18 protein-coding genes are annotated in these 26,339 nt (G+C 40.3%); 6 read left to right on the top strand and 12 right to left on the bottom strand.

The features are described 5' to 3' along the window. Positions 1 to 4: 4 nt before the first annotated feature. The 5 genes from U1E44_RS01505 to U1E44_RS01485 all read right to left on the bottom strand — a co-directional run bounded on the left by U1E44_RS01505 (position 5) and on the right by U1E44_RS01485 (position 4,749). Complete coding sequence (locus U1E44_RS01505) at positions 5 to 925, bottom strand: NAD(P)-dependent alcohol dehydrogenase (RefSeq protein WP_322929147.1); 921 nt, start codon at positions 923 to 925, stop codon at positions 5 to 7. 3 nt (positions 926 to 928) lie between these two features. Next, a complete protein-coding gene (locus U1E44_RS01500; RefSeq protein WP_322929146.1) occupies positions 929 to 1,549 on the bottom strand; it encodes a hypothetical protein in 621 nt (206 codons plus the stop codon). A gap of 81 nt (positions 1,550 to 1,630) precedes the next feature. Beyond that, complete coding sequence (locus U1E44_RS01495) at positions 1,631 to 2,212, bottom strand: Crp/Fnr family transcriptional regulator (protein WP_322929145.1); 582 nt, start codon at positions 2,210 to 2,212, stop codon at positions 1,631 to 1,633. Positions 2,213 to 2,378: 166 nt separating this feature from the next. After that, positions 2,379 to 2,831, bottom strand: a complete 453-nt coding sequence (locus U1E44_RS01490) for a hypothetical protein (protein ID WP_322929144.1) — start codon at positions 2,829 to 2,831, stop codon at positions 2,379 to 2,381. 1,201 nt (positions 2,832 to 4,032) lie between these two features. Then, the gene (locus U1E44_RS01485) at positions 4,033 to 4,749 is read right to left on the bottom strand and encodes a hypothetical protein (protein ID WP_322929143.1); all 717 of its coding nucleotides are present in this window, start codon (positions 4,747 to 4,749) and stop codon (positions 4,033 to 4,035) included. Positions 4,750 to 5,021: 272 nt separating this feature from the next. Between U1E44_RS01485 and U1E44_RS01480 the strand changes: the two genes are divergently transcribed. Then, the gene (locus U1E44_RS01480) at positions 5,022 to 7,136 is read left to right on the top strand and encodes a thioredoxin domain-containing protein (RefSeq protein WP_322929142.1); all 2,115 of its coding nucleotides are present in this window, start codon (positions 5,022 to 5,024) and stop codon (positions 7,134 to 7,136) included. Positions 7,137 to 7,209: 73 nt separating this feature from the next. Here U1E44_RS01480 and U1E44_RS01475 read toward each other — a convergent pair whose 3' ends face one another. Together U1E44_RS01475 and U1E44_RS01470 are read right to left on the bottom strand one after the other, a co-directional pair. Next, positions 7,210 to 8,223 (bottom strand): Gfo/Idh/MocA family protein, encoded by a 1,014-nt coding sequence (locus U1E44_RS01475; RefSeq protein WP_322929141.1) that lies wholly within the window; start codon positions 8,221 to 8,223, stop codon positions 7,210 to 7,212. Between the two features lie 18 nt (positions 8,224 to 8,241). After that, on the bottom strand, positions 8,242 to 8,388 hold the full coding sequence (locus tag U1E44_RS01470) for a hypothetical protein (RefSeq protein ID WP_322929140.1): 147 nt from the start codon (positions 8,386 to 8,388) through the stop codon (positions 8,242 to 8,244). Positions 8,389 to 8,684: 296 nt separating this feature from the next. On the opposite strand from U1E44_RS01470, the gene U1E44_RS01465 reads away from it, so the two are divergent. Next, complete coding sequence (locus U1E44_RS01465) at positions 8,685 to 9,782, top strand: alkene reductase (protein ID WP_322929139.1); 1,098 nt, start codon at positions 8,685 to 8,687, stop codon at positions 9,780 to 9,782. A 70-nt stretch (positions 9,783 to 9,852) separates the two neighbouring features. Here U1E44_RS01465 and U1E44_RS01460 read toward each other — a convergent pair whose 3' ends face one another. Then, on the bottom strand, positions 9,853 to 10,863 hold the full coding sequence (locus U1E44_RS01460) for a DUF3667 domain-containing protein (RefSeq protein WP_322929137.1): 1,011 nt from the start codon (positions 10,861 to 10,863) through the stop codon (positions 9,853 to 9,855). Positions 10,864 to 11,200: 337 nt separating this feature from the next. Here U1E44_RS01460 and U1E44_RS01455 point away from each other — a divergent pair, with 337 nt between their 5' ends. Both U1E44_RS01455 and U1E44_RS01450 read left to right on the top strand, forming a co-directional pair. Beyond that, on the top strand, positions 11,201 to 14,107 hold the full coding sequence (locus U1E44_RS01455; RefSeq protein ID WP_322929136.1) for a PEP/pyruvate-binding domain-containing protein: 2,907 nt from the start codon (positions 11,201 to 11,203) through the stop codon (positions 14,105 to 14,107). A gap of 1 nt (position 14,108) precedes the next feature. Next, on the top strand, positions 14,109 to 15,371 hold the full coding sequence (locus tag U1E44_RS01450) for a serine hydrolase (RefSeq protein WP_322929135.1): 1,263 nt from the start codon (positions 14,109 to 14,111) through the stop codon (positions 15,369 to 15,371). On the opposite strand, the gene U1E44_RS01445 is transcribed toward U1E44_RS01450, so the two are convergent. After that, positions 15,358 to 18,186, bottom strand: coding sequence for a hypothetical protein (locus U1E44_RS01445; RefSeq protein WP_322929134.1), 2,829 nt, complete (start codon positions 18,184 to 18,186; stop codon positions 15,358 to 15,360). The genes U1E44_RS01450 and U1E44_RS01445 overlap by 14 nt on opposite strands. Before the next feature lie 18 nt (positions 18,187 to 18,204). Continuing rightward, positions 18,205 to 19,122 (bottom strand): serine hydrolase, encoded by a 918-nt coding sequence (locus U1E44_RS01440; RefSeq protein WP_322929132.1) that lies wholly within the window; start codon positions 19,120 to 19,122, stop codon positions 18,205 to 18,207. Positions 19,123 to 19,697: 575 nt separating this feature from the next. Between U1E44_RS01440 and U1E44_RS01435 the strand changes: the two genes are divergently transcribed. Together U1E44_RS01435 and U1E44_RS01430 are read left to right on the top strand one after the other, a co-directional pair. Beyond that, positions 19,698 to 21,800 carry an alpha-L-fucosidase gene (locus tag U1E44_RS01435; protein WP_322929131.1) on the top strand — a complete coding sequence of 701 codons (2,103 nt, stop codon included), beginning with the start codon at positions 19,698 to 19,700 and terminating at the stop codon, positions 21,798 to 21,800. A gap of 601 nt (positions 21,801 to 22,401) precedes the next feature. Beyond that, positions 22,402 to 23,988: an amidohydrolase gene (locus U1E44_RS01430; protein WP_322929130.1), complete on the top strand. Its 1,587-nt coding sequence runs from the start codon at positions 22,402 to 22,404 to the stop codon at positions 23,986 to 23,988. Positions 23,989 to 24,104: 116 nt separating this feature from the next. On the opposite strand, the gene U1E44_RS01425 is transcribed toward U1E44_RS01430, so the two are convergent. Together U1E44_RS01425 and U1E44_RS01420 are read right to left on the bottom strand one after the other, a co-directional pair. Then, positions 24,105 to 24,530: an SRPBCC family protein gene (locus tag U1E44_RS01425; protein WP_322929129.1), complete on the bottom strand. Its 426-nt coding sequence runs from the start codon at positions 24,528 to 24,530 to the stop codon at positions 24,105 to 24,107. Between the two features lie 208 nt (positions 24,531 to 24,738). Next, complete coding sequence (locus U1E44_RS01420) at positions 24,739 to 26,202, bottom strand: Gfo/Idh/MocA family protein (RefSeq protein ID WP_322929128.1); 1,464 nt, start codon at positions 26,200 to 26,202, stop codon at positions 24,739 to 24,741. Positions 26,203 to 26,339: the final 137 nt, after the last annotated feature.

Genomic DNA, 26,339 nt, shown 5'->3' with positions numbered 1-26,339 from the left:
TTATTTATTCGCTTACTCTTATCACTATATTCCCCTTCTTTCTTCCTGTATCCACATAGGCATGGGCTTGCTGAATGGCTTCAAGTGAATATGTTTTATCGATTATTGCTTTCATCTCTCCCTTTTCAAAAACAGTTTTAATAAATTCCAATTGAGCTGTTGTTTCAGTTGCATAGGACAATCCGTCAACAGAAACAAATTTCCCCTCAGGTTTTAAGAGGTGTCGGCAAAATTTTAGCTTGGTGCATCCAACGGCATCAAAAAGGATGTCGTAGCAGTTGGATTGCTTTCTAAAATCATCCTGGTCGTAAAAAATCGTGTTTTCGACCCTCAATGCTGTCATCAGTGCTTTACTTGATGAACCACAAACAGCCGTTACTTCTGCTTTATAATATAGAGCGATTTGAATGGCAGCTATGCCCACCGAACCTGTTGAACCTATGATCAAGACCTTAGGCCTAGATCTTTTGGAAAGTCGGGCCTTTTCCAGAAAGTAATGTGCTGTTTGTCCACCAAAGATTAATGCAGCCGCCTCTTCAAAGCTTGCGTTCTTTGGCATTAAATGAACAGGACTATTCTCCTTTGTGGAAAGATATTCAGCATATGTTCCAAAATGGAAACCTGTACTCCCGAAAACCTTATCTCCTGGTTTAAATCGGGTAACGCTTTCCCCAATCTCCTCCACAACACCGGAATATATCGTTCCCAATATGGGGTTTCTTGGCTTTTTGAATCCTAAAACTACTCGCATCAGTGGCTTTAAAATGCCTTTTACTGCTAGCCCTCTAACTTTTACATCAGCAGAGTTTACTGCGGTAGCCATTACCTTTGTCAAAAGCTCATGACTACCACATTTGGGCTTTTGTGCTCCTTGAATCTGGAGCACTTCGGGACTTCCATATTTGGTACAAATAACCGCTTTCATTACCTAAAAATTAAATCCAAAATGTAGACCTGGTTCTCCGAAAAAGAATTTCGAATTTTTATCATCAAGTTGTTTAAGCGAATCAGGCATTTCTGTGTGATACAGGCGATGCGTAATAGCAATAGATGGTTCTATAAAGAATCTGTCTTTAAAAAGTTTAACTTGATAGCCCACTCTATAAGTGTTGAATATTTGAAAGCCATTGTCGATTTTCTTATTATCTTCATCAACAAAACTTTGCCAGGCATTCATAACATGAATTCCCGTATAGAGTCCTTTCCACCAAAATCGCTGATATACCAATGCGAAGCCATACTCTCTAATATAGCCGGGAAACTTCTCTTTAGATGCTTCATAGGAATCTCCATAGGGAACACCCAGCGACCATGCATATTTCCATGTTTTGAACTCCAAGGATACCACATCCTTTTCTGTTAAACGGTAGCCAAAATTAAGCTGAGCAAAATCAGGTTTATTGGTCTGAGCGAAATTTCCCAACACGAAAAAGGTGCTTCCAATAAAATTTCTTTTAGAAGTGCTATCCTGTAGGGTGTATTGTGCATTGACGTGGAAGCAATTTGTCATCAAAATGACAAAACCCATCCACATTATTTTTTTTTGCATATCTTCTTTTTGTGTAAAATGATAATGCAAAAGTAGATTAGTGAGCTGCTATAACTCGTTCACTTAAGTTAAGAAAGCAGGCTAACCCTTATTTTTTTCATTGACTCTTGCTCTTAACCTACTTAAAGATTGTGGCTTGATTCCTAAAAAACTGGCTAACTGATATTGTGGCACCCGTTGGATTAAATCTGGTCGTTTTTCTAAAAGGTTGAGGTAACGTTGCTCAGGCGAAGAAGTTTTAAAGGCATCAAAGTCTAATTGTTGTTTAATCAATAGTTCTTCAGACAAAACCCTGCACATCGTTTCAAACTTTGGGAATTTCTGAAAAACTTCAACTTCCATGCTGGAGTCAGAAATCGTAAGGATAGAGTCTTCCACACAAGAAATAGAATATGCTGAAGGCTTTCCATTTAAAACACAGGGAGGAGTTAAGCCTTCCATTTCAGTATAAAATGCTGTTGTTTTTTCTTCTCCATCAACATTATAATATGACCGAATACAACCTTTTAATACAAAATATCCTTTATTCGATTTTTGTCCTTCTTCCAACAAAACAGCGCCTTTTTTGAAGGAGTGAAATATATCTAGATCAATCAGTGTGTTTTTTTCTTCTTCTGTCAACGAAATGTATCTTGATATGAAGTCAAAGAGTAAGTTTTTCATTTATCGTCATGTTTTTTAAAATTACTGGCAACGTTCTCTGGTATGGCAAGTAGCGTGCAAATAATCGCTAGCCTTTCCGAGTTGGTTTCATGTTTTTAAATATACAAAAAGTTTGGGTTAAGCACTTAGCAGCTATTTGTTATACCAGTTGTTGGCATTAGTTTTTTTAATTTATAACATTTAGAATTTCAAGTGTATCTTTTATTCCGTACTTATTTTCTAAAATTAAATCGTGATAAAGATGGTTATTCTTTTTAAGAATTGCTGAAACATTAAAACCTGCATTCACATTTGGATATATTATCCTAGGATTAACTTTCACCTCGTCGATTATAGAATCATATTCAATAAAATAAGTTTTATTTTGAGAGAAAGCTGCGATTACAAACTCAGCAGTTAACTCCGAGTTGGGCTCGTAAGAATTTGAATGATCATAAATTTTTCTTACCGATATACTGTCAAAAACATATTTAGTATTGATTTCCGCAAGAATTTCTTTTAGACTGTCATTTTCTTTTCTTAAGTTATAAATTGTCGCATCAGAATTTTCCATATTATTGTTGTCTGCGCAACTAAAACCTAGTAAAAATAGAATTACTATTATTATCGATTTATTCATTTTTTTAAATTAATGCCAACGTAAACGCTATAGACCGTATCCCGAAGGGTATGGTCTATAGCAAGTGTTGGGTTCTCGTAATTTTTTATTTTTTTTGTTTATCAATCAAATACTATAAAAATTAAAAATACTTTAAATTCTTCATTTTTCTTAATTTAAAGTAGCAGACGAGTTACCGTCTAGGATTTTTACCTCTAATCATTTACTTTGGTAAATGATTAATCTGCTATTTTATTGCTTTTTTATGAAGTATAAACATCATATGCTTCGTCAAAAAAAAGGTAGCTTGGGATCTATTTAATTCATCAATTAGCGGCTTGATTTTGAAGTTATCAAATTTAAAAACTTGACAATGTCAATTTTAAAGTCGAACTTCGCCTTAAGTCTTTTGACGATATCACTCGTCTGAAAGTAAAACTTTCCACGGTAACACCGCAAGACTTAAAAAGTGATGACTCTCTATCACTTTAAATCAAACCGGCTATTGATATCCTAACCAAGCTAAATATTTAGCAGATTTCAAACCCTAAAATCCTATATGGAACCCAACGTTTGGCTATGAACACTGGTGATCCTATATCTACTTTATATATGCTACTAAACTAATGAATTTTGATTATTAGTAGCGATAAGGAAAAAGACTTAGTCAAAATATTCTTACGTTTTTCTAGGATTGATTCGTTCAATAGCAGCATAAATTGAAAAAACAGGAGTATAATTATAGTGGTTATTTGGTTTTTCTCGTGCCATATCTTCAAAATTAAGCCTCATTATTTTCCATACTAAAAAATTTCTTGAAACTGACTATCCCCGAGGCAAGCCATAGGGGTATTTCGCCAGTTTCATTTTGGCCTTTGGGCCAAAATCCGAAATTTTGTATTTTACCTCACCCGGAACTGCAAAAAGGCAGTTCCGACCTCTCCAAAGGAGAGGTAAATAGGAAACCCCCACCCAAGGGTCGGGGAATCTTTAGATAAAACCGTTTTGCGTTCCTACGACCCAACTTGCAAACCTGAGTTCAATTACTGCATTAAGGCTGTCAGTCTCATATCTTAATTTTGTTGGGTTACTGAGGTTTTACATACGATATAGCGCATCACAAGATACGACATTCCTTTTCGGATTTATCGTGCTGCACCTACCCCCTATTCTTTTCAGATTCATGCAACATGATTATTCCGAATTTCGTAGTTCACCTCATTCATTTCTCAGTTCCATGTGGTTTGTCTGTGCACCGTATGCTAATATCTTCCAAAGCACGCGGTACAATTTCACTAACACCCGAATACGAAGCAGATAAGCCTGTTACGGAAAGCGTACATTTGGGTTTAAATTGATGCAAGTGATTCAATATTCCGGTGCCCGTATTAATAAAAACCATCAAGGTACCGCTTCCGTCATTGATATATACTTTATACCCATAAGGCATATCGTTCTGTACACTGTCTATGGCGCCACTCGTTTTTAGTATTCGTCCCTCCGTAGCGGTATGTACATCCGATGTTGCTAAAACAAGGGGCACTATCTGCCTTCCTTTTCCCTTTTTTTTGACCTTAATTTGTTTTATGTACAACATGCCGTTACTGGCTTTTATCCATCCGCTGACCGTTACAAGTTCGCCGCGCTTGGGCCTCCTTCGAGCCAAACCATCTTCCACATAGATACCTCCAGAATCGTCCTGAATGGCATAACCATTTGGCATGGAAGACGCAAAGATCCCCGGGGCAACGGTTACCGTTCCTTTTAAGTTTACCCATGAATCTAAAGGCATTTCACGGGCAGATTTAATCGATATAATTTTATGTTGATGGGCTGCAGCAGACCCGGTTTTTTTGGTTAAAATACAACTGCTCAACAACGCAAAAAGACATAAAAACCGTCCAATTTGTAGCACTTGTTGATCTTTTAATAATCGCATGAGCCTTCCGTTTCTTTGTATCCATATAGAGCTGCTTAAAAATACAAAACAATTCGCAGGTTCCTTTTTTTTGAATCCTAAACTTCTTCAAAGCCAACACATAAACCTACCCAAGGAAGATACCTAGACCTTGTACATCGTCATTATTGCGCTATTTTGGTTATTTTTAGGCAAAAAATGTAATTATCTTTACGGTAGAAACCTTAAAGGAAAATGGTCGTGTAAAGCGCACTAAACAGGCGATGCTCCAACGCTCACAAAACAAATATTTCATGAAAGTTCCTAAAACTCTTTTTATATGCAGCATTTTTCAAATCCTATTTTTTTATGGATGTGCACAAGAGAAAAACACTATGGAAAAAGGAAAACCAACCGCTAAGAACCGCTTGGCCAAAGCTAAAAGTCCGTATCTGCAACAGCATGCCGATAATCCGGTAGATTGGTATGAATGGGGTGAAGAGGCTTTAGAAAAAGCCAAAAAAGAAAATAAACCCCTGCTTATTAGTATTGGTTATGCCGCCTGCCATTGGTGCCATGTTATGGAGCGCGAATCTTTTATGGACAGTACTATAGCTCAATTGATGAACACCCATTTTGTACCCATCAAAATAGATCGCGAAGAACGACCCGATATCGATCAAATTTACATGAATGCGGTGCAACTGCTTACAGGCAGCGGTGGTTGGCCTCTAAACGCCTTTGCCTTGCCAGACGGGCAACCTTTTTTTGCCGGCACCTACTTTCCGGTAGACCAATGGAAAAAAGTGTTAGAAGAGATTCATAAAGTATATACCGAAAAACAGGATAAAGTAGAAGCGCAGGCGGCACAGTTAACCAAAGGGATCAAAGAACAAGAGGTCATTTCCCTACCGGCTCAAAGTGACGCCAAATTCACAAAAAATACCTACCGCGCTATTTTTTCTAAAATGAGCAAAACCATCGACTACAAAAAAGGAGGGTACCAAAGATCGCCAAAATTCCCTATGCCGGTAGGATGGGAGTTTTTGCTGCAATACCATTACCTTTTAAACGAGGCAAAAGCACTCGATGCTGTTAACGTTACCTTGACTGCCATGGCTAATGGCGGCATCTATGATCAAATAGGAGGTGGTTTTTCCCGATACTCCGTAGATGAAGTGTGGTTTGCTCCACATTTTGAAAAAATGTTGTACGACAATGGCCAATTGGTAAGCCTGTATGCGCATGCCTACAAAGTAACCGGCGATGAAACCTATGCCCAAGTTATTCGAGAAACATTGGCCTTTATTGAACGAGAAATGACCAGTGCCGAAGGCGGATTTTATGCTTCCTTAAATGCAGACAGCGAGGGTGTAGAGGGAAAGTTTTATGTGTGGACAAATGCCGAAATCGATGCGCTATTACCCTCAAAAACAGCCGCTTTTTTTAAAACATATTATAATATAACACCAAATGGGAATTGGGAAAACAATCAAAATATTCTTCACAAAAAAATGACAATGTCCCAATTTGCTACCGAACACAATCTTACGGTAAGCCAATGGGAGCAAATGTTAAACGAAGGGAAAACGATTTTGTTAAAGGCTCGGGATAAACGGGTTAGACCCTCCACCGATGATAAAGTGCTTACCAGCTGGAACGCCCTCATGCTTAAAGGATATGTGGATGCGTATTTGGCATTGGGAGACACCGCTTACCTTAATGCAGCCTTAAAAAATGCCCAATTTATAGCGCAAAATATGATTCGGGAAGAGGGTCGTTTGTGGCGTAATTACAAAGATGGCGAAGCCGGTATTGAAGCCTTTTTAGACGATTATGCCCTATTGGCAGATGCGTACATCCTATTGTATCAGGCCACTTTAGACGTACAGTGGCTACAACTTGCAAGAACCGTTTCGGAGTATGCCATTGCCCATTTCAGAGAACCCGAAAATGGTTTATTTTATTATACTTCAGATGTATCGGAAGCATTAGCGGTGCGCAAAATGGAACTTGCCGATAATGTAATTCCGGCTTCCAATTCGGTCATGGCACAGGTGTTGTACCGCCTTGGAGAATATTTTTACCACCAACCTTATATCGATATGGCCACAGCCATGCTCAATCAGGTGCAAAAAGATATGGTGAATCAAGGAGGGTATTATGCCAATTGGGGCCTTCTGATGGGACTTATGGCTCATACCGCCAACGAAGTGGCTGTTATGGGCAACGATGCATTGCCCGTTGCCTTAGAATTACAGAAAAAATACCTGCCTACTTCACTATTTATGGGGGGATCCGAAGAAAATCTTCCGCTGTTAGAATACAAACTCGCACCGGAAGAAACCATGATTTACGTATGCCAAAACAAAATTTGTAAATTACCGGTACGGGAGGTTTCTAAGGCCTTACAGCAACTCGGAAAATAGGGCGTTTTAAAAGGACTACTCCCCTACCCAACATAGTAGCATGATGTGCTTAGACTTAAACGAAGACAGAATATCAGCCTTCCAATATTTCCAGTTGCTTTAAAATTTGCGCCTGCGTTACCGGATAGGGCTTCGCTTCCCTTATGGTTTGGTACACATCTTCAAAAACGTGCATATAGGAAGATTTTACAGGAATAATTTCTGTTACGGTTTTTGTTCCATCGGCATCTATAAGAGTAAGAACCCCATTATTTTCCGATCCTTCTATGCCGTAATTTGGATCGTTTAAAGACATTCCTGCCAATAATTGTTCTTCTTGAATATTGGTTCTGTCCTTAACATAAGAACCCTTAGTACCATGCACAATAAAAGAAGGAAGTGGTGCGGCCACCAAAAGACTCGTCGTTACAAACACCTGCAACTGATTGGGATACTCCAAGTGAATGTGCACATAATCATCTACCTGTGTATGAGGCCTAAAATGCCCCGTTGTTTTTGTCCATTTAAGCGGATTCCCAAAAAGGGAGAGCAACGAATCTAATAAATGAGGACCCAAATCGTATAATAATCCACTTCCCGGCAAAGGTGTTTCTTTCCCCACCTTTGGGCCAATGGCGTACCGATACCGATCAAAACGCATATGCACTTCCACTAAATTCCCCAATTTTCCCGATTGCAACACCTGCACCAGAGATAGAAAATCACTGTCGTACCGCCTGTTTTGATACGGAAGCACGTAGCGTTGCTGTTTCTTGGCTTCCTCAAAAAGTTGTTGGGCTTCTGCTGAAGTTACCGTAAATGGTTTTTCTACCAACACATGTTTTTGCGCCTTTAGCGCCATCATAGCAAACTCAAAATGGGTATAATTCGGAGTGTTTACCACCACCAATTCTATTTCGGTATTGGCCAATAAGGCTTCCACACTTTCAAAACGTATCACGTTAGGATAGATGTGCTGTGCTTCATTCTTAGAGCGCTCTACAATACCGTAAAATTCAAATCCGGAATGTTCTGCTAAAAAGGGAGCATGAAAAATTTTACCGGAAAGGCCAAAAGACAATACTCCGGTTTTTATAGGTTTATTCATTAACATAAATTTTAAAAATTATTTTTTGATTTTACGATTGGCTTCAATTCCAAAAGTTCCAGTCTGTAGCATAGCAGATTCTGTTTCATCATAAAAATAGTCGATTTCATTGGATTGGGCATAATGATGCCACATAACTTTGGTAGTAGATGGCTCTTTCTTCATAATCGTAGAGCATATCAAAAAAAAAACTATCATAGACTCGTCCGCCAGCAATTCGGCGGGGCAAGCCATAAGAGTACCCCTTAGATAAATACCATACTGCGCTTATCGAAGTACTCAGGACAGGTTTCGCAGGTCTTAGTTCGATGCGCTCTATACATTACATTTTGGCTTAGCGCCAAAAACCGCATGGTTGTATCTTACTTCAATCAGAACTTCAAAATTGTTTTGCAAATACTTTAACACCAAAATTGAAATAGAGGCAATACATTTGTATATACAAATAAAAGAATGCACAAATGAAAACAACGCAACCCTTATTAACGTCCTTTAAAATGGGCGATTTAGAGCTTCAAAATAGAATTGTCATGGCGCCGATGACGCGCTCCCGTGCCGACAATCCTGAAAATGCCCCCACAGCCATGCACGAACTGTATTATAAACAAAGAGCCTCGGCCGGACTCATCATTACCGAGGGGTCTCAAGTGTCTAAAGAGGCTGTAGGCTACATTAACACTCCCGGCATCTATTCCGAGTCGCAAGTAGCAGGCTGGAAAAAAGTGGTTGATGCCGTCCATAGTGAGGGCGGTACCGTATTTATACAATTATGGCATTGCGGCAGCATGTCGCATCCCGATTTTCACAATGGAAAACCTCCCTTGTCGGCAAGCGATGTTAATCCGAATGAAAAATCATATACCCCCGAGGGTTTTAAAGACACTGTTGCCCCAAAACCGATGACTTCGGAAGACATTTCTCGTACTATTGCCGACTTTAAGCAAGCGGCCATAAACGCAAAAAAAGCAGGCTTTGATGGGGTAGAAATACATTCGTCTAACGGGTATTTGTTTCATCAATTTTTTAATGCACATACCAACAAACGAACTGATGCCTATGGCGGAAACATTGAAAATAGGGCGCGTTTGCTCTTTGATGTCCTTGATGAGATTAAAACAGTATACCCAGAAAATCGCATAGGTGTGCGGCTAAATCCATCCTTGCACGGTGTGTTCGGGATGCAGGCCGATGCTGAAACCATTCCGACTTTTGAGTACATCATTACTCGTTTAAATGACTACGATTTGGCCTATCTTCATCTATCAGAACCTTTTACAGATGTAAGCGAAGTCCCTTTTTTGGTACCTAACATCGCAGCACATTTTAGACCGTTATACAAAGGTACTTTAATGATCAACAACAATTTCGATCGCGAAAAGGGAAACAAGATTTTGAACGAGGGACTTGCGGATCTTGTAGCTTATGGCAAACCATTTATTTCTAACCCGGACTTGCCATTACGTTTTGAACGAGAAGCCCCGCTACAGGAATGGGATCAAAACACGTTCTATGTACCCGGAGAAAAAGGGTACACTGACTATCCCGCATTAGAGGTCTAAAATAGGCAGTATAGCAGAAAACGCCTTGGTAATTCGGTTGCCGGGGCGTTTCTTTTATAGTAGGCAAATTTTAATATAACAAAAGCGAAATAAACAACATGAGCACAAAGGAAATTGGTGCCACAATCGTAGCATAAATAAAGGTTAGTACACCGGTCTTTATTATGGTACGCATAATGCGCTGTTGGTAGAATTTTCTCAATGCCAAAATAAGATATACAAAAGTAGACATGAAAACCAAGATATCTATCCAGCGCGGGACATCAATTATCAGGTTTAAAAAAGTCATAAAAGAGAATACCATAAACAAAAACGTAAAGTAATAGAAACTAAACACCATATGATGGGCAAAAGTACCACTCTTGCGGTACAACACTTTTAAGATCAAAGCAAAAATGGGCAAAACAAAAAACATAACTACCGGAATGGTGTCGTAAAAAGACTTTAAAATACCTCCTCCTCGTTGCTCATAAATTTTTAAACTTTGGCCGCCCACAAGCCGAACAAATCCTCCACTGTGTTCCGTAATTCCAAAAAGGGCCAATTTATCTTCTTTGGATGCACTTATGATAATTAAGGAATCTAATGTGCTCTTTTTTGCCATATATCCAAAAAGTGCCACGTTTACGGTATCTAAATGAATCGAATCTAGAACCATCCTTTTTTCGGCAGGCAAGTCCTTCTTTAGTAGATCCTTGTCTTCTGTTTCTATGGGGCTAGTTGCTAAATCTGTTTCAAATCCTTTTTTTAGCACTTCGTCAAATTCGTATTGCTGTTGCCGGGTCACCAAAGAAAAGAGGAAGAAAAAAACGACGGAAACAAAAAGGTAAAATTGGGCAGGATGCAAATACTGTAGTCGCTTGCCGTCTACATAACGCCTCGCTACCACACCAGGTTTAAACATCAGCGGAATATAACTTTTAAAAAAACGAGCGTCCAACGAAAAATAATTACTGATGGTCTGGCTAAATAATACCTTCATGGTAAGGGTATCGTTTCCCTTTTGTCCGCAATGAGGGCAATAAGCAAAGGTAGCTTCATAATTTAATTCACAATTAAGGCATTCTTTGGTGGTACTCATGATAATGGTGGTTATTAATTGTTTATGTTGATTTACTAATACACGCACTACAACAGCGGCATACAGAATTATTAACTAACAGCTTATTGGTGTAGCACCACTAAAATACGTTACAAAAAGAAACATTACAGACCATCCTATTTTTTATCTTTAAGCGAAGAAGATGACCTGCATATTAAATGATAGTAAAAATGGTACTACCTTTGATTGTACTATTATGAAAATCTGTACCTTCTGACTTGTACCTTTAGATAGATTCAACCTTTTAAAAAGCAATATCAAATTTACTAAAGGTGTAACAAATAATTAAGAACAGCAAACAGCACAAAAGAATCTAATGAAAAAGCACTTCCTATGCCTTGGGGTATTCCTCAGTACTTGCTTTATAATTTTTGGACAAAAAGCGACCAATGAGTACATTAGAGCACAGATTGAGACCTTTAAAAAGGACTTTCGCGGACCCTATAAAGATCTGCGCTGGTTTTGTACGGATGGCAGTACGCGCCAACCCAAAGACCCCTGTCCGGATGCTATTGGCCCGGGTGTACAACACGCTCGCTACAAAGATGCCGTAGTCGCATTAGGCAAAAGCAACCATATTTATTTAGGGCAAATCTTGGCCTATACGACCAAGGAGGAATTTTGGGACGATGCCAACCATGGTTCGCGTTTAAAACAATATCAGCTCGACAAATACCTGCGTTCCGTAGACAACGGTTGGATATTGCAAAAAGGACAATATTACCGAGGGTCGGTACAAGTAGAGGATGAAGAAGCATGGGGAATTGATTTTTACAAATGGCTTTTGGCAAAAGATGACGCTCTGGAAAAGCACTATTTCCTCATTCGGCAGTCGCTACGCGATGTGCCACATAGCGGGGAGGACAATCTTTCGCAAAGGATACGTAGCCAATCTAAAGTAATTTCAGATGTATATGCGCCATTTATGGATCTTAGAGTAAAGATACACGGGCAACCTGAGCATTCCGATATAGAAAAAGTAATCGCTTTTAAACAATCGCACCACAGTAAATTGGATGCGGAACTTCTGAATAAAATAGATGAATTGGTAGGTTCTATGACCCAATTTTACAAGCCGATCGAAATTAATTCCATTCAACAAAAAACAGGTCTTGTAAAAAACACCCCTATTGGTAAGACCATTCAGTCCTTTGTAACCAAAAATAGTAGTGAAAAAAAACCATCCATCCTCATTCCCGAAACTGCTCAATTGTTGTTAGCGCTCCGAAACGCCCTTATCCTCGAAAAACAGGCTGCTGCCAGATTGCAATTACTAGATGCTTCCCTTAACCTTGAGACCATTATTTTTAAAGTTGCGCCGGAGTGGAAACCTGAATCTTTACAAGAACTGCTCACAAAAATTTACTATTTAAGCATGGCTACTGTAGGCGCAGGCTATGTAGAGCAATGGGAATGGGATGAAATTAAAGCATCGCTGCAACCGCCTACCAATTCGGAAATGTCCTTGGGTTCTTTAACTAAATTCCTGCAGCATGCGCGCAGTCTAGTAGAATGGAGTGCGGCTATGGCAAAAGCGCATTATCAAGAAATAGCAGCTACTTATGCCGGTTTTGAACCCCTAGCACACGGATTTATCGATGATAGAATACGAAGTTCCATGGCACTGTATTTGGGTGAAAGCGTAGGCGTTTTGGGTGATATCATTGCCCAAGAATCTTCCTTAACCAATAAAGTATTCGCTGTTCCTAACCAAAGTACCTTTAGAGGCTTGAATCCTGGGTATGCCTTCGGGGAATTGGTTGTTATTACGGGCTCAGCGGACAATATTGACGTAGCATCAAACAAAATATACATCTTTCAAAGAGCACCTGCAGATCTTAAACCCGTAGCCGGAATCGCTACGGTTTCTGAAGGCAATATGGTATCGCATGTACAGTTATTAGCTCGTAACTTGGGAATTCCGAACGCCGCACTGTCCGATGCCAATTTGCAATCCCTTCTAAAATACAATGGCACTAAGGTATTCTATGCCGTTTCCAATAAAGGAAATGTCATTCTGAAGCCCGAAACGGAAATGACTGAGGAAGAACAAAATCTATTTGCCAAAACGCAACGTAGCGAAGAAAAAATAGCCGTTCCTATCGATGAAATCCGTTTGTCTGAAAACAATATCCTGAATCTTAGAAACGTGGATGCCAAAGATTCCGGAAAACTTTGCGGGCCCAAGGCAGCCAATCTTGGTCAACTAAAGAAGATGTTTCCGGATAAGGTGGTAGAGGGTTTGGTGATTCCTTTTGGTGTTTTTAAGGCACATATGGAGCAGCCTATGCCAGGACAACCCGTTTCGTATTGGGAATTTTTAACTGCGATGTTTAAGGAAGCCGATGCGCAGCGTGCCAAGAATATCCCGGAATCTGAAGTGGAACACTACCAGTTAGAAAAATTAGAAATCTTGCGCAACGCCATTAAAAAAATTACCCTAAGCCCCGAATTCATGAGTGCGCTCGAAAAAGGTTTTACCGATATTTTAGGAGACAATATGGGTAACATTCCGGTATTTCTCCGAAGTGATACCAATATGGAAGACCTCAAAGATTTTACAGGTGCCGGCCTAAACCTTACCATTTTCAACGCTGTAGATAAAAATAAAATATGGGAAGGTATTAAAGATGTTTGGGCATCACCGTATACCGAACGCAGTTTTAAATGGCGTCAAAAATACCTGCTAAACCCCGAGAATGTTTTCCCTTCTATTCTGATAATTCCAAGTGTAGATGTAGACTATTCCGGAGTCCTAATTACCAAAGGAATTAGTTCAGGTGTCGATGAAGATTTAACCGTAGCCTTTAGTCGCGGTGCCGGTGGTGCGGTAGACGGGCAAGCAGCAGAATCTTATCTTATTCGCATGGACGGAAGTTACGACTTACTGGCACCGGCACGTGAAAGCCTCTTTAATAGTTTGCCTACTACCGGCGGTACCCAAAAGAACAGGGCTACTTTTGAGCATAGGATATTAACCGAACAGAACATTCATGACATTTGCGAATTCGCAGAGATCATCAGAGAAACGCTAGCTAATGCTACGGTGTCTGATTACCAAGGTGCCTATGATATAGAATTGGGCTTTAAAGACAATACCTTATGGTTATTTCAAATTCGCCCTTTTGTGGAAAACAAGAGAGCCTTAAGTTCTTCCTATTTGGAGTCTATAACCCCCGATCTAGATCTCACAAAAATGATTTCATTAACTACAAAATTATAGCATGGCCAAATCCATAAAATATCTACTTTTAGCCTTAATTTGTTCGGCATTTTCTTCCGTAACCTACTATCCCATAGACGGATACGAAAAAACAGGGATAAAGCGTCTAAAACGCTTAGAGCGCATTAAAAGTGGCGAAATCAACGATTCGCACGCGTTACCCCCCGGAGCAATGAAGCTGCATAGCGAGATACGGCTAAATCTTCTGTCTCGAAAAGACGACAGTGCAGCTGCTATTCTTACAACCGATGCATCTTTTCAAAAGGAAATAAACGCCCTATTTAAAGGGTTAGACAAGAGTTATTCGTTAGCCATCGTAGATATTTCGGATCCCAACGCTATACGGTACGCCCATCGCAACGAAACCGCCGGATACCAACCCGGAAGTGTTGGTAAGTTGGCCGTATTATTGGGATTATTCACCCAGTTGGCAAAACTATATCCCGATTCTTGGGAAATGCGAACGCAACTCCTCAAAGATAAATCGGTAAAATCAGGGGTTTGGGGATTAACAGACACGCATACGGTGCCTATTTACAATGTAGAAAAAAACACTTTGGTAAAACGACAAGTGATTGCCAGTGATGTTTTTACGCTATATGAATGGACAGATCATATGCTCTCTGTAAGCAATAACGGAGCCGCTAGTATCGTGTGGCGCGAAGTACTTCTTATGGCCGCTTTTGGTGAAGCTTATCCAGAATTAACAGAAGAGCAGGCCACCGCTTACTTTAAAGAAACGCCAAGAAAAGAACTTACAGATTTAAGCAACGATGTAGTAAATCTTCCACTGCGCGATTTAGGAATATCTTCGGACGAATGGCGTTTGGGTAGTTTTTTTACAAAAGGAGCGAATACCTACGTAGGAGATAAAGGCGGAAGTATTGGCACTCCTGTAGGACTTCTTAAGTTTTTAATACATCTAGAACAAGGTAAGGCTGTAGACGAAGCCTCTAGTTTGGAAATGAAACGATTAATGTACATGACAGATCGGCGTATACGCTATGCCCAAGCCCCCGCCCTAAAAGATGCAGCCGTATATTTTAAATCGGGTAGCCTATACAAATGCGATAGAACTACGGGAGAAGAATGCGGGCAATACAAAGGCAATGTGCAAAACTTTATGAACTCTGTGGCCATTGTAGAACATCCTGATAATTGCAATTATTTGGTGGTATTGATGACGAATGTATTGCGCAAAAATTCGGCTACCGACCATATGTATCTTGCTGCCAATATCGACAAGGTGGTTAAGAAAGCGTAGACCGCTGGGCAATTTCTCTGATCGCCTCAGAAGTAAATGTCCGAAGTTTTACATCATCGCTTAGCAAGAAATGTTGTATTAATGAAATGTATTTAGGATCACCTTGCTTGCGGATAAGGTATAATACTGCCAACTTTATTTTAAGGTCGTTGGCATCTAATAATAATTGAAAACACTCACTTTCCGAAGGTGTTTTGTGTTGCAAGTGCTGCAATGACGCTTCAGAGTTTACATCCAAAACCGTATCCTCTATAATGGGAAGTACCCGCTTTTTAAGTTTATTATCTAACAAATTGTCTAAAAATTCCAAGGCATTGGCTTGAATTTCCTGCTTTTGACTTTTAATGCCTGCATACGCAATTTCAATGTCTTTTTGACGATATCTTAAGCCAAGGAGCATAAAGATACGCTCTAAACCCGCTTCGAGCCGCCGATCTAAGAGTTCTAATAAACTATTCCGCGCTTCCCGTTCCTCGTCGCTAACCGGTTGTTTTAATTTTTTTCGATTGCGGTACGAAATTATAATTTGAGTATGCATGGCTAATAGAGTTTGATGGTAAAGCTGGCATTCTTCAAAAATAACGGCAACCACTTTATAGGCGTTAAATTTTAAATGAGGTGATTTCAATTTTAAACTACTTAACGATCGCAGTGCCTCTACCCGAATATTTAGATCTTCATCATCGGCTATTTGAAGCAGCTCGTGTACCGCATCTTGCGTGTTAAAAGCACCAATAACCATGGGTAGATAGCGGCAAGTATCGAGTGGTGCCAAACGATCTTTCACGGTCTTTTTAAGCAGCGACAAAAGAAGTGTGCCAAAATTAAGTAATGCGTCTTCAGTTATTTTTCGCAGCGTCTTATCAGACAAAAATCGAAAAAGATTTGGCGCCAATTCCATATCCATGGTATTGCCAATAGAAATAATGGCTGTTTCCTGTAGTTCAATATTTTCCGAATCTAAATACCGTAAAAGGAAAGGATAAAATTCGGGTAGTTTGGACGAACCAATCGTTAACAACAACATTTTTAGGGAAGACTTATCCTCTAGTCCATGGCATACCATTTGCACGCCATTAGCGATGCGTTCTCGCAACGTATAGGCTTGTTTTAAGTCTAAATTGTCGCCAGATTCTCGAGCAAGACAATACAATGCTGCATTGGCAATTTGGGTGTTTTCATGATCCAGATATACATCAAAGACATAATGACTATTTCGGCTGGCATGCAAAAGAAGATACTCTAAGGTGGCCACAATAAGCTCATCGTCTTCGGTTTGTAACAGTTGTGAAACTTCGGTAACTACAGAGGCGTTATTTAGAAAATACATGTTTTGTATCGCCGCCGTACGCACCTGATATGACGGGTGCGAGAGCAGGGCTTGCACATCGTTTACAAAGCGTTTATCATTAATTTCTTGTAATTTTTTTAGCATAAAAAGAATCTGAGATTCCGTACCATTCAGAAAGACATTCTTCATACCCTTTACCACCGAGACCTTTTTTTGGCCTGGTTTATTCTTTTCGGGGGCGTCGGATATCAACGCTAAATTTTCTCTAAATGTTTTGAAATATTCTCGGCGAACTCTGGAAACAAAAAAGACCCACACACCTACAAGCATTAAAACGATACCTGAGATATACCTAGATGGAAGTTCCAAGCCCTTTATCACAAAAATGAGTATAAACCCTGCCATTCCTGTCGCCAGACTATCAACAACAACATCAATAAACGATTTTGTTTTGTTTTTTAGCTCAAACGGCAAGGGCAATGTCAGTAATTCTATGGCACTTTTATTTATAGATTGCTTTAATGTGGCGTCTGCTGCCTTAATAAAAATAACAATAGCGAGTTCCGGTACCACAAAAAAGAGAAGACAGCCAGCAAAGATCCCAAAAGGTAAAAGAAGCAATGAAAAACCTACACCCCAAGTACCCACCACCCTTTGGGTAAAAAACAATTGCACGCCCAAAGACATTAAATTAAAAGTAGAAAACCAAAACCCAAAAAAGGAAGTCAGCGCATCTGGATCCGTAATGGCAGCGGCAGCAAAATCGTTAAAAAGGTAATCCACAAGTTTCGCAACCAACACGCTTATGGCCACTATGCCGGCAATGTAAGTGAGGTGTCTGGAGTTTTTAATGAGCATCATGGGTCGGTCTGCCGCTACTTCAGAATGTGTTTTTTGCTTGCGTATGTGCACATTTTCTACTCTAGATCGCCATATTTTCTTGAGCAACGGAATACAACACAAGAGCATGCCAGCAGCAACAAAAAACAAGTTTTCATTCCCAATTACAGGCGCCAACCAAGAGGTAAGGTATCCTCCAAAAATACCGCCTAGAATGGCTCCCGATCCTATAAAACCAAAAAGGCGTTTGGCCTCTCTGGCATTAAAAACCAAATTGGTTAACACCCAAAACTGAGAAGCAGCCAATACCGCATGTATCGCTACCCAGGTATAAAAAAAGTATAAAATCCAGGGACTTGTCCAATGCACTTTTAAAAGTATGGCCAAACTAAGAAGCAACACTATAGCGGTAATAAGTGTAAATTGGATAAGCCGGTTTAGTGCTATTTTTTGAAGCGCTTTAGAATAAAAGTAGGAACTTATAATAGCGCCTACAGCTACTAAAAGAAAGGCAAACGGTAAACGCTCTACACCCAGATCTGACAGAAAAATGGCGTTTACTGTGGGTTTAAAAATAAGAAGGGAGGCAATAATGAGGAAAATATAAGCCTGCATCAGAAAAGAGATGCGAAATTCCCCATCTCTAATATCGAAGGCTTTTTTTACAATATTTCGGAGTATCATTTTCTTAAAAACAACGTATTACTTTACCGCGAGGTTAAAATAAGATGTTTTTAAAGCTTTTTCTACCGGTTTCACCAAATCCCTGATAATTTGTTCCCCATTTGCATCTTGAATAAGAGCTACAAGAATATAACGCCTGCTTCGGTTTTTACTCCAAACCAATACAGAATCGGAATGAAAATCCTTCCAGGAACCCGATTTTCTGAATAATCTGGCGTTTGGAGCAATTTGATCTAAGGTATTTACAAACTTATGATGCAGTTCGGGGTTTTCCATAATGTTTAACATTTGTGCCGAACGCTTGCTGTTCACCAACTTTCCATTGGCCAACATATAATAATATTTGCAAACTTGAGCTACCGTAGCGGCGTGACTTAAATTTTTTAAAGGCTCTCTGTTGGTGTCGCCACCACCACCGTACCGCTTTCCTACCCATAATCCGCCACCCTGTTTCTCATTATAAAGTTCGTACCTTGGGTGCGTCATTACCGCTTCAATTTTTTTATACCCCAACCGATCTATCATTCTAGTCGAAGCCTGGTTGTTGGATACGCTTATCATCAAGCGCATATCTCTTTTCACTTCATCGGTCTCCTTTAGCTCACCCTTTTCAATGGCTTCCATGGCAGCTAAGAGTATGGCAATCTTGGGCAGGCTGGCGGCATACATCATATGATCTCCATTGATGCTTGCAAACTTAAAATTTTCTGGATTGCTTAAATCTACCACGCCAACGGCCATCTTTTTCTCCCGAATCAATCGCTCCCAATCCGGATTGCTTTTTACCTGCGCCTCTAAACTGTATTGCAACTCGGAATCTAACAACTCTTCCAATGGTGTTATTTGCCCCTGCCCTAATAGGATCGGCAAGTCATTTTGTGCCCATATAGGTACAACACAAAAACAGGCAACAACAAAGAGGAAAAGTTGTTTCATTTCTACAAAGAATTACAAATCATTGGTTCTTCATTGTTTATATCCATTGGTATTGTTCCATTTTTTAAAGGTGGTTTATGGGCTTTATCTGTGTGCTATTTTCGTTACCTGATTCCTAATGAAATAGTTCTTTTAGTGGAAGCATTTAGATGGATACACTAAACCCTTTTATCTATGGCGTAAAGGTATTTATCGCAAAACAGCAGACAAAACCAAGGCGTGTCAAATATATCCATTTTTTGCTTCGCATACTGTTAATTTTTGAACGCAATAGAAACAGCGAAACCACACCCTATAACGCAAAACGACTTTGAATATGATATTAATTGTTAAATTTATTTTGATTGAATACTGAAATAGGGAAATAAAAATTGCTGTTAGCCGCAAAATCGCACTTTTATTATATTGTAGACATGCTTCCTTTATGATTCTTTGTACACCATAATACCCTTTTTGAAAAGTGTAAAAAGAAAGTGGGTGGTGTGCTTCTTTTTTGATAATTTTATGCTCCCGATCATTTTGACAGAGCACACATTTTCGACTCAGAAGAAAGCGTTTACTAGCACCTAAACATTATGCATAAAAACTACGCGGTTCGTATACTACCTTTAGCTCTTTTGCTTGTTTTTCAAAGCTGTGAAAAAATTGAACCTCCAACGGCTTTAGGCCCTTTGCCATCGCAACGGCAATTAGCATGGCACAATCTGGAGTATTATGGCTTTATCCATTTTAACATGAACACCTTTACCAATATGGAATGGGGTCTGGGTGGGGAATCGCCCACATTGTTCAATCCATCCGAATTAGATCCACGCCAATGGGCAAGGGTGGCCAAAGAAGCGGGTATGAAAGGAATTATCATTACCGCAAAACACCATGACGGATTTTGTTTATGGCCTTCCCAATACACCGAACACTCGGTAAAAAACGCCCCTTGGAAAGAAGGAAAAGGAGATGTCCTCAAGGAATTGGCAGCAGCCTGTGCCGAATACGGTCTTAAAATGGGCGTGTATCTATCTCCTTGGGATCGCAATCATGCCGACTATGGCAAACCAGAATATGTAACCTATTTTCACAATCAACTGCGCGAACTTCTGACCCAATACGGCCCCATTTTTGAAGTATGGTTTGATGGTGCCAATGGAGGTTCCGGGTATTATGGCGGTGCCAATGAAACACGAAAAATAGATAATAAAACCTACTATCAATGGGATAAGACGATCCAAATAGTTAGAGAACTGCAACCTGAAGCCGTTATTTTTGGCGATGGAGGCCCCGACGTACGTTGGGTAGGCAATGAAGAAGGCTGGGCAAATGAAACCAATTGGAGTCTTTTGCGGAGAGACGAAGTGTATCCGGGATGGCCTAAGTACGTAGAATTGCGCTCGGGCCATGAAGATGGCACGCATTGGGTGCCGGCAGAATGCGACGTTTCTATACGTCCGGGCTGGTACTATCATCCGTCTGAGGATCATCAAGTAAAATCCCTTTCAAAACTTATTGATATCTACTATAACTCAGTGGGGCGAAATAGCGCTTTGTTGTTAAACCTTCCGGTAGACACAAGGGGATTGGTACATGAAACCGATGTGCAACAACTCATGGCTTTGAAAACGCAATTAGATGCTGATTTTAAAATTAATATCGCTGCAAATCAAAATATCACCACCACAAATGTTAGAGGTAACAGTGACACATTTAGTGGAGCACGTGCCATAGATGGCAACAAAACTACCTTTTGGGCTACCGACGACACCATAAACGAGGCTACAATTACCCTTTCCTTTGACGCACCAACCGAGGTAAATCGGATCGTACTTCAGGAACATATCCCTTTAGGTCAGCGAATTCAAGGTTTTACGGTAGAGGCGCTCGTAGATGCGGTATGGGAACACATAGATCGGCAAACCACTATAGGCTATAAGCGTATATTGCGATTCCCAACAGTAAAGGCATCTAAAATTCGTGTGGCCATCACTGCCTCCAAAGGGGCTCCTACCCTATCCAATATCGAATTGTTCCGCGCACCGAATTTATTGACTTCGCCCGAAATTAATCGAAACAAAGATGGCTTTGTTGATATCCGGGTTCCCGATGACAAGATTGCGGTACATTATACCTTAGACGGCAGTACACCCACCACCTCATCTTCAAAATACACGACGCCCATTTTACTAGAAAATCCGACGGTATTAAAAACCAATGCGGTAGACACAGAAAGCCAAAGACAAACCGACGTTACGGCAACGTATTTTGATATTCCAAAAAAGGATTGGAAGGTTATAAAAGTATCTTCAGGTAATTTGGAAGAAGCATATGCGTTGATAGATGAAAACCCCAACACCTACTGGGCAACAGCTGAAAATGAAAAAGTACCTCAGGAAATTGTGATCGATCTTGGCAAAGCACACAACCTAAAGGGTTTCACCTATTGGCCCATTCAAGAACGCTATCCATTTGGCATCATCACGGATTATGCATTTTCTGTAAGCACAGACCTAAATTCTTGGAAATTGGTTGCAGGAGGAGAGTTTGGCAATATTACGAACAATCCTATACAACAATCCATTCTATTTAATGCAGTGCAAGGGCGCTATATAAAATTAAAGGGCGTAAAGGTACATGGCTCCGATTTTAGAACTTCTTTTGGAGAAATTGGGGTAATTACCCTACCATAGGAATTCTAGATTGATTTCTGGGATTGTTGTGCTGCAATTGCTTAAATATGCCGTACTATGAATACCAAAAAGGGGCATACGAAACCAGAAAGTAATCAAAAAATTTTTATTAAAAATTCTTGAAACTGACTATCCCCAAGGCACACCATAGGGGTATACTTCTACTGCGCTCTGTACGGGTTTCGCCAGTTTCATTTTGGCCTTAGGGCCAAAACCGAAATTTTGTATTTTACCTCACCCGGAACTGCCTTTTTGCAGTTCCGACCTCTCCAAAGGAGCCATAAATAGGAAACCCTGACCCTAAGGTCGGGAAATCCTTAGATTGAAAAGCTAAAAATTGCAATCAAGACGAGTTCTCTTTTGCGAAAAAGTGTAAAAGCAAAGAGGTTACCGTAAAAAATTGCCCTACTTTCCTTATATTTAAACAAATCAGAATGATTTTTTGGCATAAAACAGCGGTAAGCAGGATCTATATTCGCTATGAAAATCTTCGGAATTAACAGAAATAATCCAATGTAACGTACTGAATACTAGATCCTTTAATGGCTTAGCACTTTAAAACACCCAAAATAAAATAGGTAATCTAAATTAAATGATGCGCATGAAAAATATCCTTTTGGCCTTTGGCATCTTGGTTTTGTCAAGCCAACTAAGCTGGTCTCAAAAAAAGCGATCTGCAAAAGAAATTGAAAAACTGAAGTCTGAAGTGGCTGCCGTTGTAGCATCTCAGGAAAAACAGACACAAGTGATGATCGATAAAATTTTCAGTTTTGCAGAGCTCGGATTTCAAGAATACGAATCGTACACCTATCTTACCAACATCCTTCGCAAAAACGGCTTTGAAATAGACAGTGCAGTTTCCGGCATACCCACGGCTTGGTTTGCCAAATGGAGCAATGGCAACGGACCGGTAATTGCCTTAGGAAGCGATGTGGACTGTATTCCTAAAGCATCGCAATATCCCGGGGTAGCCTATCACAAACCCATGGTAGACGGTGCTCCGGGACACGGAGAAGGCCATAATTCCGGGATTCCGCTCAACATTACTGCTGCATTGGCGCTTCAACAACTCATGGAACGCGAATCTATAACAGGTACTTTGGTTATTTGGCCCGGTATTGCAGAAGAGTTGGTAGCCGCCAAAGCTTGGTATACTCGGGACGGATTATTTAAGGATATCGATATATGTATTTTTACCCATGTGAGTAGTAATTTAGAAGTTTCGTGGGGGCAAGCACAAGGTACAGGACTCATTTCCGTTGAATACACCTTTGAAGGCGAAGCTGCACATTCTGCCGGATCTCCATGGCGTGGTCGCAGTGCTTTGGATGCCGCTGAACTCATGAATGTAGGCTGGAACTACAAAAGGGAGCACTTACATCCCCTAAAAAGATCGCATTCCATTTTTACCGATGCGGGAGACCAGCCCAACGTTGTTCCGTCCAAAGCCTCTATTTGGTATTATTTCCGGGATGTAACCTATGAAGGTATTATGGAGATGTACAATGAGGCTAATAAAGTGGCTGAAGGAGCTGCGCTAATGACCAATACCGATGTAAAATCTAAAATATTGGGTACCGCATGGCCGCGTCATTTTAATAAAGTTATTGCCGAAAATATGTATGAAAACATTAAAAAAGTGGGCTTACCTACTTGGTCCGAGGCCGATCAACAATTAGCCAAAGCGGTACAGCGAGAAGTAAAATCGAAGGATACCACAGGTCTAAGTTCGGAATTGAAGCCCTTAGGTATTCCGTCCGAAGAAATTAAAAGTGGCGGCTCCGATGATATTGGCGATGTATCGTGGACCGTGCCCACAGTAACCCTACGATTTCCTTCTAATATTCCCGGATTACAAGGACATCACTGGAGCAATGCTATTGCCATGGCGACCCCCATTGCGCATAAAGGAGCAACCGCCGGCGCCAAGGTCGTAGCCATGACGGTTATGGATTTATTTCTAAAACCAGAACTCATCACAAAGGCATGGGATTACTTTACTACTGTTCAGCTAAAGGAAACCAAATACCAACCTATGATTTCCACTAGTGATGCACCCCCAACCTACCTGAATACCGACATCCAAAAGCAATTTAGACCTCAGCTAGAAAAATTGTATTACGATGAAACAAAATACGACACGTATTTGCAACAATTGGATATTGCCTATCCTACCTTAAGAGATTAATACAACAAACTAAAAATGATAAACCGACCTTTAAACCAAAAAAAACACCTAAACATGAACATCTGTTGATAAAAAAAAGCCCTAAAAGGGCTTTTTAAAAATGAATTGAGTTGAGTTTAAGAGAAATGTAATTTTAAATCTTGTAATAGTGCGTAATACACGGGGCTGCAAAATTCGGCAACGCCCCCATTCGTAGTAGAATCCCAGTCCGAAGTCCACAACACAAAAGCCGTATCATTTTCAGAAACCGAATACACGGTTACTTTCCCCACATAGCCAGAAACATTGTCTTTAGAAACCGCTCCCGGACCATCATCAATACTATATGTAAACGTTTTTGCTTCTTCGTTAAATGAAAGCAATGTCTCTTCAAAGGCATCGTTTAAGATGCGCCTTGCGCCAACTTCTGTCGCAGCCTTATCGCCAACGACGGTTACTTTGGATACCACATTTTTACTCCAAGATAAATCGTGAAAATCTTTTAAAACATCCCAAACCCTATCGGCTGGAGCATTTATTACCACCGAGTTATAACATCCCATAGATTTATATTCTTTATAATTTATATTATTTTAAGCACTGTAAAATGCTGATTCGTTTCTCTTTACCCTCAAGTAAGGCAATCCTCATTGTTACCAACAGTCATTAGATATACTTGAAGACATGAGACCCAAAATAATGGTCGAGCTATTTGTGTGTACCTTACAAAAAAACTTAAAATGGACGATGTCTATATTGTTTTGGAATAACTTAAACCTCAAAACCAGGCCTATAGGTTCTCCCAACAAACTGATTGGCTTCTTCCTGATTGGTAATGCGCATATTTTCACCGTCCCATAAAAGTTTCTTACGGGCAAAAAACTCCATGTTACCCTCACTGTTTTCACGTCGCAACATATAACTTCGAATGGCCAAATTCCCCATCAATACAGTCTCTGTCATAGGGCCTGCATAATCGAAAGACGAGGTTAGTCCAAGATGCTCCGGACTGTTAAACCCAGCCTTACAGGCATCTACCCATTTTATCTGGTGACCGTATTCGGGAATTGTATTATCCTCTACCTCCGGACCGAAATCCGTAGATCCATCATTGAGATACAACTTAGGCATGAGCGGAGAACTATCGTTTATATTGGTTGAGATGATGCCCTTTTCGCCAATTATCAATACTCCATTATTGCTGTTAGTACCTCCAATGTTATGATCGGCAGGAATAATTTCGGGGTGAGAAGGACGAATACCGCCGTCACTCCAAGTCATTTCTATGGGGGATTGACTTTTTTCGGTTGCGCCAAAATGTAACGTTATAAAGGAAGAATTTGGACAACCTTCCGGATGATAATCAGGAGTCCACATTTTGGTGTACACCGTACCCACACTACATTCTGCATCGGTAGGATATTTTAACCCCAATGTTCGAAAAGGAATATCGATAAGATGGCAGCCTACATCGCCCAAAGCGCCTGTGCCATAGTCCCACCAACCCCGCCAATTAAACGGATGTAAATTGGGTGTAAAAGGGATTTCTTTGGCGGGGCCGAGCCATAAATTCCAATCCAAATCTTTTGGCTTTAGTGCCGGATCGGGTGCTTGCATCGCAAATCCTTGAGGCCACACAGGTCGATTGGTCCACACTTGTACTTTCGATATTTTACCCAATACCCCCGAATCTACCCAATTTTGTACCATTGCCAAAAGTGGGTTAGAGCCCCCTTGATTCCCCATTTGGGTTACGATCTTATTTTTTCGAGCCATTTCGGTAAGCAAGCGCGCTTCTCGAATATTATGCGTCATGGGTTTTTGCACATACACATGTTTTCCTCTTTCCATGGCATATGCCGCGGCAGGCCCATGCACATGGTCCGGTGTAGAAATAGTCACAGCGTCGATATCCTTTTCTTTGTCAAGCATTTCCCGATAATCGCTATATAATTTTGCCTTCGGGAAGCGAGTAACGGAGGTAGCCGCCGAACCCGAAAAATCAACATCGCAAAGGGCAACTACCCGTTCGCGCCCATTAACCGACGCATTGGCAATGTCGCTGGCTCCCTTACCACCTGCGCCAATAGCAGCCAAATTTAATTGGTCACTAGGTGCCGTATACCCTACACCTCCTAATACATGACGGGGCACAAGGACAATGGACGAGGCTATAGCGCCTTTTTTAATAAATTCTCTTCGGGAATTCCTACGAGATAAACTACTTTTTTTCATGGTTTATGAGATTTTAGACGTGTAAAAGGGGGTGCTATTTTGGGTTGCAAACAAAGGTGTAACGTTTGTGATCCTGAGTTTGATGTTCCAATTGCTTCGTATTTTTATTAAAAAATTCACAGTCCGTAAGATACGGT

It is taken from the genome of Aurantibrevibacter litoralis (genome assembly GCF_034651555.1).
Classification (GTDB): domain Bacteria; phylum Bacteroidota; class Bacteroidia; order Flavobacteriales; family Flavobacteriaceae; genus Aurantibrevibacter; species Aurantibrevibacter litoralis.
The sequence above is the reverse complement of the archived record's forward strand: the minus strand, read 5'-3'. Positions and strand labels throughout refer to the sequence as shown.

Bases quoted from the DNA above. Each gene is read 5' to 3' on its own strand.
- U1E44_RS01505 (WP_322929147.1), bottom strand. From the start codon at position 925: ATGAAAGCGGTTATTTGTACCAAATATGGAAGTCCCGAAGTGCTCCAG.
- U1E44_RS01500 (WP_322929146.1), bottom strand. From the start codon at position 1,549: ATGCAAAAAAAAATAATGTGGATGGGTTTTGTCATTTTGATGACAAAT.
- U1E44_RS01495 (WP_322929145.1), bottom strand. From the start codon at position 2,212: ATGAAAAACTTACTCTTTGACTTCATATCAAGATACATTTCGTTGACA.
- U1E44_RS01490 (WP_322929144.1), bottom strand. From the start codon at position 2,831: ATGAATAAATCGATAATAATAGTAATTCTATTTTTACTAGGTTTTAGT.
- U1E44_RS01485 (WP_322929143.1), bottom strand. From the start codon at position 4,749: ATGCGATTATTAAAAGATCAACAAGTGCTACAAATTGGACGGTTTTTA.
- U1E44_RS01480 (WP_322929142.1), top strand. From the start codon at position 5,022: ATGAAAGTTCCTAAAACTCTTTTTATATGCAGCATTTTTCAAATCCTA.
- U1E44_RS01475 (WP_322929141.1), bottom strand. From the start codon at position 8,223: ATGAATAAACCTATAAAAACCGGAGTATTGTCTTTTGGCCTTTCCGGT.
- U1E44_RS01470 (WP_322929140.1), bottom strand. From the start codon at position 8,388: ATGAAGAAAGAGCCATCTACTACCAAAGTTATGTGGCATCATTATGCC.
- U1E44_RS01465 (WP_322929139.1), top strand. From the start codon at position 8,685: ATGAAAACAACGCAACCCTTATTAACGTCCTTTAAAATGGGCGATTTA.
- U1E44_RS01460 (WP_322929137.1), bottom strand. From the start codon at position 10,863: ATGAGTACCACCAAAGAATGCCTTAATTGTGAATTAAATTATGAAGCT.
- U1E44_RS01455 (WP_322929136.1), top strand. From the start codon at position 11,201: ATGAAAAAGCACTTCCTATGCCTTGGGGTATTCCTCAGTACTTGCTTT.
- U1E44_RS01450 (WP_322929135.1), top strand. From the start codon at position 14,109: ATGGCCAAATCCATAAAATATCTACTTTTAGCCTTAATTTGTTCGGCA.
- U1E44_RS01445 (WP_322929134.1), bottom strand. From the start codon at position 18,186: ATGATACTCCGAAATATTGTAAAAAAAGCCTTCGATATTAGAGATGGG.
- U1E44_RS01440 (WP_322929132.1), bottom strand. From the start codon at position 19,122: ATGAAACAACTTTTCCTCTTTGTTGTTGCCTGTTTTTGTGTTGTACCT.
- U1E44_RS01435 (WP_322929131.1), top strand. From the start codon at position 19,698: ATGCATAAAAACTACGCGGTTCGTATACTACCTTTAGCTCTTTTGCTT.
- U1E44_RS01430 (WP_322929130.1), top strand. From the start codon at position 22,402: ATGAAAAATATCCTTTTGGCCTTTGGCATCTTGGTTTTGTCAAGCCAA.
- U1E44_RS01425 (WP_322929129.1), bottom strand. From the start codon at position 24,530: ATGGGATGTTATAACTCGGTGGTAATAAATGCTCCAGCCGATAGGGTT.
- U1E44_RS01420 (WP_322929128.1), bottom strand. From the start codon at position 26,202: ATGAAAAAAAGTAGTTTATCTCGTAGGAATTCCCGAAGAGAATTTATT.